Here is a 6,521-nt window from a genome sequence, read left to right as displayed (position 1 = left end):
TTTTATTTAAATATCATTTAGTTATATTGCAGAACTAAGAGTCTAGTTCCAAAAGTGCGGTTAAAGTTGGTTTAATTCTACAATAAAAAAGCGGAAAGATCTTCATAAAAGGATCAAAAAAATTGCTTGAGGTTTTCGCCAAAAAACGTATAATTTGGCTACTCTTTTTGTAGGGTTTTTTTATAACAGAAAATCAATTAGTTGCAAAACTAGATAAGATAATTTGTATATTTTTAGAAAATAGTTACTTGATTTTGCTGATTCTGATTTGACGAACGCTGATTTTATGAGTAGAATCTCGTTCCTTATTTTGGATAACTTTGAATAACCCTGTTTTCAAGTAATTTGTGTTTTGTTCGCTTTTGCAACGGCATTTGTGAATAAAGCGATCAATAACCATTTTGATTTAGGTAAATTTTAATATGAAACGTACATTTCAACCTTCTGTATTAAAACGTAGTCGTACTCACGGTTTCCGTGCTCGTATGGCAACTAAAAACGGCCGTCAAGTTTTAGCTCGTCGTCGTGCTAAAGGTCGTAAAAGTTTATCTGCTTAATCCTTACGCCTTAGCGTGGTTAAGCTAAACTTTTCTAGGGAGTTGCGTTTGTTGACTCCCGAACATTTCAAATACGTCTTTCAAGAGCCGCTCCGTTCTTCTGCACCTGAAGTCACAATTCTTGCCCGAAAAAATAATCTGACGCATCCACGTTTAGGTCTTACCGTGGCAAAAAAACATTTGAAAAGAGCCCACGATCGTAATCGTATTAAACGTTTATGCCGTGAAAGTTTTCGTTTATTACAGCATAGTTTACCTAACTATGATTTTGTGATTGTGGCAAAAGCAGGTATTGGCAAGTTAGATAATCCAACTTTAACCCAAACTTTGGATAAATTATGGCAACGTCACATTCGATTGGCGAAAAAGTTCTCATCAAACTAATTCGTGTTTACCAAATTGTGCTAAGTCCGTTAATTGGACCTCGTTGTCGCTTTGTACCGACCTGTTCTTGTTATGGTATTGAAGCAATAAAAACGCACGGAGCAATAAAAGGGGGTTGGCTTACGCTTAAACGTATATTAAAATGTCATCCTTTAAATGCTGGTGGATTCGATCCTGTTCCACCAAAAAATGATAACAATAATCACAAAGAGAACAACTGATGAATAATCGTAGCTTATTAGCTCTTGCTCTACTGTTTATTTCGTTCCTTGTTTACCAACAATGGGAAATTGACAAAGCACCGAAACCAGTGGCACAACAAACCACAGTTTCTGCTGTATCTAATGATACGCCAACCAGCTCAACTGCATCTGCATCAATGGTTGATGGAACGACTCAAGGTCGTATTATCACCCTAACTAATGACGTATTTAGCTTAAAAGTGGATACTTTAGGCGGTGATGTGGTGGCAAGTAGCCTATTAGATTATGCAGCAGAACTTAATAGCCAAGAACGTTTAGTATTATTAGAAAATAATCCGAACAAAGTTTATGTTGCACAAAGTGGTTTAGTGGGGAAAAACGGGATTGATAGTGCAGCAGGTCGTGCAGCGTATCAAGTAGATGGTGATAACTTTGCACTAGCTGATGGTCAAAATGAATTACGAGTGCCATTAACCTTTAGCCAGAATGGTGTGACTTATCATAAAGTTTTTGTGTTAAAACGTGGTGAATACGCAGTTGAAGTGAATTATGAAATTCAAAATAACAGCGAAACTGCGATTGAAGTACAACCTTATGGTCAGTTAAAACACACTTTAGTGGAACATTCAGGTAATATGGCGATGCCGACCTATACTGGTGGTGCTTATTCTTCAGCCGAAACTAACTATAAAAAATACAGTTTTGAAGATATGGGGAAAAATAACCTAGCGATTAATACTAAAGCGGGTTGGATTGCAATATTACAACATTATTTCGTGTCTGCTTGGATTCCTAATCAAGATGCAGATAATCAACTTTACACTAGCACCAATAACGGCATGGGTTTTATTGGTTATCGTGGACCGACCGTGACTGTTCCAGCTGGAACAAGTGAAACGATCAAAAGTCAACTTTGGACAGGTCCTAAATTACAAAATAAAATGGGCGACGTAGCAAACCACCTTGATTTAACTGTTGATTATGGTTGGGCGTGGTTTATTGCAAAACCATTATTTAAATTGTTAACCTTTATTCAAAGTATTGTAGTGAATTGGGGTGTGGCAATTATGTGTGTTACTATCATTGTGAAAGGGATCTTATACCCACTCACTAAAGCACAATACACCTCCATGGCGAAAATGCGTATGTTGCAACCAAAAATGCAGGAAATGCGTGAACGTTTCGGCGATGATCGTCAACGTATGAGTCAGGAAATGATGAAATTGTACAAAGAAGAAAAAGTCAACCCAATGGGTGGTTGCTTACCGATTCTTGTGCAAATGCCAATTTTCATTGCGTTATACTGGACATTTATGGAAGCGGTAGAGTTACGTCATGCGCCATTCTTTGGTTGGATTCAAGACTTATCGGCACAAGATCCGTATTATATTTTGCCATTGTTAATGGGAGCATCAATGTTCCTGTTACAAAAAATGTCTCCAACCCCAGTGGCAGATCCAATGCAACAAAAAGTGATGACCTTTATGCCAGTGATCTTTACTGTTTTCTTCTTATGGTTCCCGTCTGGCTTGGTGTTATACTGGTTAGTGTCTAACTTAATCACCATTGTTCAACAACAGTTGATTTATCGTGGATTAGAGAAGAAAGGGTTACATTCTCGTAAATAATCAGAACTGGAATTAGATTAAAAATAAAAGGTATCGCAAGATACCTTTTACTTTAGGTGGGAAGCTAGATTATACTGATTATTATGGCATCACAACAGCGTGATAATGTAATTTATCAATAGCGTTAATTAATTGTTCATTGGTGACTTTTTCGTCTGCTACGATTTTCACTAGTCGGTCATTAAAATTGCCCTTAGTCGAAATGACACCGTCAATAGCTCGCAATTCCTTATTCACTAAATACACACAAAGTTGGCAATTCATTTCTTCAATATGTAGTGTCATTTGCTTTTCTGCGCCGAAACTGACCGCAGAAAATAAGCTGATCATGCTAAAGATCAATCCTTTTTTCATTCTAAACGCTCCAAAATAAACGGCAATAAAGTCGGATAACTTAACAGAAAAATAATCAACACAAATAGAATCCAGTAACACCATAACAAGGTTTTACGAGATAAGTATTTCGTGCAAATGATCTTTTTTGAAAAGACTAATAACCAAAAACCATAGCTGAATGCAGCAAGCGATAAAATTAACATTGGAATACGTAAGTAATCTAGCTGGTTTAGCTCAATTAGCCAACTAGATGAAACCCCGAATAGCAAATAAATCAGCGGAGCAATACAGCACAAACTCGATGTAACAGCAGCCACTACTGCCGTTACACAAGCGGTAAAAAAGGATTGATTATAGTTCTTTTGAGATAAATTCATAACCGAATTCTTTAGCGTCATAAGAATTTAATGGATCACCGCCGACTTCTGCATAAGGGTAGCCGAAGTTATTGATTGGGGCGAGTTCTGGCATTGGGTAAAGGTTGAAATCACGAGCGTGATTAAAACCTACCCAGTTGGCTTCCCAGTTACCGAATAAGTATTTAGCCACGGTTTGAGTGTCTTTATCGTCCACGGCTTTTTTCTCAGTTAAACGATATTTTGCCACGTCAGCAGAATCCACAGGTACCCAACCAAAGCCAGCTAAATAAAATTCCGCACGGCAATGTTGTCCACCGTTTTCATTTGCCACTTTGTCTTTCGCACCGCCAAAGGCTGATTTGGAATATTCACCCATTTTCACCGCTTGCCCTAAACGAATCCCAAACACTTCACGGGCAGGAATATTCGCCGCTCGAGCCAATGCCACAAACACTGAATTAATATCAGTACATTTGCCTTTCAACACGCCAGTGGTGAGAATTTTTTCCACATCACCATCACCACAGCCTAACACGGAATTATCCCGCTCCATATTATTGACGATCCACTGATGAATGCGTTCAGCTTTTTTCAATGGATTGGTTTCACTACCCACAATTTTATCAGCAAATTGCTTTACAATACCATCGGTTTTGATATGTTGAGTAGGTTTTAAATATTGTTGCACATCAACAGAATATTCAATTTTTTCAGGTGTTTGATAATCTTCTAACAGTCCTTGTTGCATAGGCTCACGATCTTGAGTTTGCACTACTAATTTCACATTCAGATGACGTTTTTCCGCTTTTTCATCCCAATTTGCATACAGAGTTTTAGCACCATATTGATTATTTTCACTAATATAGGCGTGTTTGAAATTACCATCAAATTCAATAGATTGGACTTTTTGATAGTCATTATTGAACGGTAACGGAACCCATAAATTAGTTGCTCCCTTTGAACCTTGTGGCACAATGAGATCGTAATTTTGGGTAAATTCATAGGAATGTGTATTGGTGTTAGGATTTGGCACGTTTTGTGCTTGGGCAGAGATTACACTGCTGAAAAGTGCGGTGATTAAAAATAATTTTTTCATAGATTTCCTTAAAATAAATAAACAGAACCTGTCATATTTAAGTTCAGAGCTGCAAGCAGAATGAACTAGGCATAAGAATACCTGAAATTTGCTAAGAACAAAATATATTTGAATAAAATAATCTTTACTCGTTATCCTTTTTCTCTCCCTTTCCCTTATACATCGACTCAATCTGCTCACGATAACGTTGTAAAATAATTTTACGGCGGAGTTTTAGGGTCGGGGTGATTTCTTCCATTTTGGTGGTGAAAGCCTGTGGTAATAAAGTAAATTTTTTAATTTGCTCAAAGTGAGCTAGTTCTTTTTGCAACTCGTTGATTCGTTTTTCAAACATTTGAATAATATCAGAATGTTTGACTAATTCTAAACGATCTTGATATTTGATATTGAGCTGTTTGGCATATTCTTCCAGACTCTCAAAACAAGGTACAATTAATGCTGAAACGTATTTTTTAGCATCGGCAATAATCGCAATCTGTTCAACAAATTTGTCTTTGCCTATTTTCCCTTCGATCATTTGTGGTGCGATGTATTTCCCGTTGGAGGTTTTCATTAATTCTTTGATACGGTCAGTGATATATAAATTACCGTCAGCATCAAATTCGCCTGCATCTCCCGTTTTTAAGAAGCCATCTTCAGTAAAGGCTTGGGCAGTTTCTTCGGGCTTTTTGTAGTAGCCACGCATCACCATCCCACCACGTACCAGAATTTCGTTATCTTCCCCGATTTTAACTTCTACATCAGGCATTAATGTACCAATAGAGTTTGGGTTAAATTTAACATTGTCCCAGCAAGAAATGGTTGCGGTGGTTTCGGTCATGCCGTAGCCGAGTTTTACATTTAAGCCGATACTGTGGAAAAATACCCCAATGCTCGGTTCTAATTTAGCACCACCACAAGGCATTATTCGAATTCGTCCACCGAGTAGTTGGCGGAGTTTTCTGAACACAATTTTATCTGCTAAAACATATTGTTTTTGCAACAAAAAAGATGGTTTCTTGTCCGCAGCTTTAACGTGAAAATAACGTTCCCCTACACTTAACGCCCATTTAAACAACATTCGGCGATAGAACGGAGATTTTTGTACTTTATCCCAAACTACGGTGTAAATTTTTTCATAAAAACGTGGTACCGCACACATTATAGTTGGGCGAACTTCGGTTAAAGCCTGACGTACTTGATTAGTGTCTTCTAAATAGACGTTGATTGCTCCACAATGTAAAATATAAGCAATCCAAGCCCGTTCAAAAATATGCGAGAAAGGGAGGAATGATAAAGACACATCTTGTTGGGTTACATCAAGTAATTTGTCATGAGCTTGTAATTGATGGGCTAAATTGGCATAATCAAGCATAACACCTTTCGGTTCGCCAGTGGTACCTGATGTATAAATGAGGGTAAATAGATCATCAAGGGATTTATCCGCAATGCGTTGATCTAATTCTGTTTGTTGATTTTCTGAACCTAGTTGCACAAAATCAGACCAGTGATAGCCTTTTTCACAATAATGCAACGCAATATTGGGTTTCATTGCTACAATTTTTTCTAATTGCGGACATTGATCTAACACTTCCAGAATTTGATCGTACTGTTCTTGTCCACCCACGAACAGAATTTTTATATCTGCATTGTTAATAATAAAGGCAGCTTGATTAGCCGTGTTGGTGGCATAAATCGGAACAGTTATCGCTCGAATCTGTAATGTGGCAATATCAGCGATTGTCCAGTTTGGCATATTATGCGCGAAGATACCGATTTTATCCTGCACTTGAATCTTACAAGCTAATAAGGCACGGCTGATTTCATCAATACGCTGTTGAAAATCATCCCAACACATATCGACCCACTGATCTTGTTGTTTATAACGAAGTGCGGTCTGTTTTGATAGTGTTTTTGCTTGTTGACGAATGCGTTGGATAAAATGGAAATCCATGTTCATTGTTAAAATCCTATTAATT

8 protein-coding genes are annotated in these 6,521 nt (G+C 37.5%); 4 read left to right on the top strand and 4 right to left on the bottom strand.

Annotation, left to right across the window (positions count from 1 at the left end):
• Positions 1-422 precede the first annotated feature (422 nt).
• Genes rpmH through yidC form a run of 4 tightly spaced genes read left to right on the top strand, consistent with a single transcriptional unit; the run spans position 423 to position 2,772 of the window.
• Positions 423-557, top strand: a complete 135-nt coding sequence (rpmH, locus tag O1Q81_RS10600) for a 50S ribosomal protein L34 (RefSeq protein WP_005539760.1) — start codon at positions 423-425, stop codon at positions 555-557.
• A 15-nt stretch (positions 558-572) separates the two neighbouring features.
• Positions 573-941, top strand: a complete 369-nt coding sequence (rnpA, locus tag O1Q81_RS10595) for a ribonuclease P protein component (RefSeq protein WP_386687774.1) — start codon at positions 573-575, stop codon at positions 939-941.
• The gene (gene yidD, locus O1Q81_RS10590; RefSeq protein WP_386694940.1) at positions 896-1,162 is read left to right on the top strand and encodes a membrane protein insertion efficiency factor YidD; all 267 of its coding nucleotides are present in this window, start codon (positions 896-898) and stop codon (positions 1,160-1,162) included. Before rnpA ends, yidD begins: the two co-directional genes overlap by 46 nt.
• Positions 1,159-2,772, top strand: coding sequence for a membrane protein insertase YidC (yidC, locus tag O1Q81_RS10585; protein ID WP_386698658.1), 1,614 nt, complete (start codon positions 1,159-1,161; stop codon positions 2,770-2,772). The genes yidD and yidC overlap by 4 nt, the downstream gene beginning before the upstream one ends.
• Before the next feature lie 81 nt (positions 2,773-2,853).
• Here the strand turns inward: yidC and O1Q81_RS10580 are convergent, their stop codons facing one another.
• The 4 genes from O1Q81_RS10580 to O1Q81_RS10565 form a co-directional block, all read right to left on the bottom strand.
• Positions 2,854-3,126 (bottom strand): heavy-metal-associated domain-containing protein, encoded by a 273-nt coding sequence (locus tag O1Q81_RS10580; protein WP_386687770.1) that lies wholly within the window; start codon positions 3,124-3,126, stop codon positions 2,854-2,856.
• The gene (locus tag O1Q81_RS10575) at positions 3,123-3,485 is read right to left on the bottom strand and encodes a mercuric transporter MerT family protein (protein ID WP_386692381.1); all 363 of its coding nucleotides are present in this window, start codon (positions 3,483-3,485) and stop codon (positions 3,123-3,125) included. The genes O1Q81_RS10580 and O1Q81_RS10575 overlap by 4 nt, the downstream gene beginning before the upstream one ends.
• Positions 3,460-4,563 (bottom strand): transglutaminase-like domain-containing protein, encoded by a 1,104-nt coding sequence (locus tag O1Q81_RS10570; protein WP_386697596.1) that lies wholly within the window; start codon positions 4,561-4,563, stop codon positions 3,460-3,462. Before O1Q81_RS10570 ends, O1Q81_RS10575 begins: the two co-directional genes overlap by 26 nt.
• A gap of 124 nt (positions 4,564-4,687) precedes the next feature.
• Complete coding sequence (locus O1Q81_RS10565; protein WP_386697593.1) at positions 4,688-6,502, bottom strand: AMP-dependent synthetase/ligase; 1,815 nt, start codon at positions 6,500-6,502, stop codon at positions 4,688-4,690.
• Between the last annotated feature and the right edge of the window lie 19 nt (positions 6,503-6,521).

This window comes from Lonepinella sp. MS14436, assembly GCF_042470565.1.
GTDB lineage: Bacteria > Pseudomonadota > Gammaproteobacteria > Enterobacterales > Pasteurellaceae > Lonepinella.
The sequence above is the reverse complement of the archived record's forward strand: the minus strand, read 5'-3'. Positions and strand labels throughout refer to the sequence as shown.

Bases quoted from the DNA above. Each gene is read 5' to 3' on its own strand.
- O1Q81_RS10570 (WP_386697596.1), bottom strand. From the start codon at position 4,563: ATGAAAAAATTATTTTTAATCACCGCACTTTTCAGCAGTGTAATCTCT.
- O1Q81_RS10575 (WP_386692381.1), bottom strand. From the start codon at position 3,485: ATGAATTTATCTCAAAAGAACTATAATCAATCCTTTTTTACCGCTTGT.
- yidD (WP_386694940.1), top strand. From the start codon at position 896: ATGGCAACGTCACATTCGATTGGCGAAAAAGTTCTCATCAAACTAATT.
- O1Q81_RS10580 (WP_386687770.1), bottom strand. From the start codon at position 3,126: ATGAAAAAAGGATTGATCTTTAGCATGATCAGCTTATTTTCTGCGGTC.
- rpmH (WP_005539760.1), top strand. From the start codon at position 423: ATGAAACGTACATTTCAACCTTCTGTATTAAAACGTAGTCGTACTCAC.
- O1Q81_RS10565 (WP_386697593.1), bottom strand. From the start codon at position 6,502: ATGAACATGGATTTCCATTTTATCCAACGCATTCGTCAACAAGCAAAA.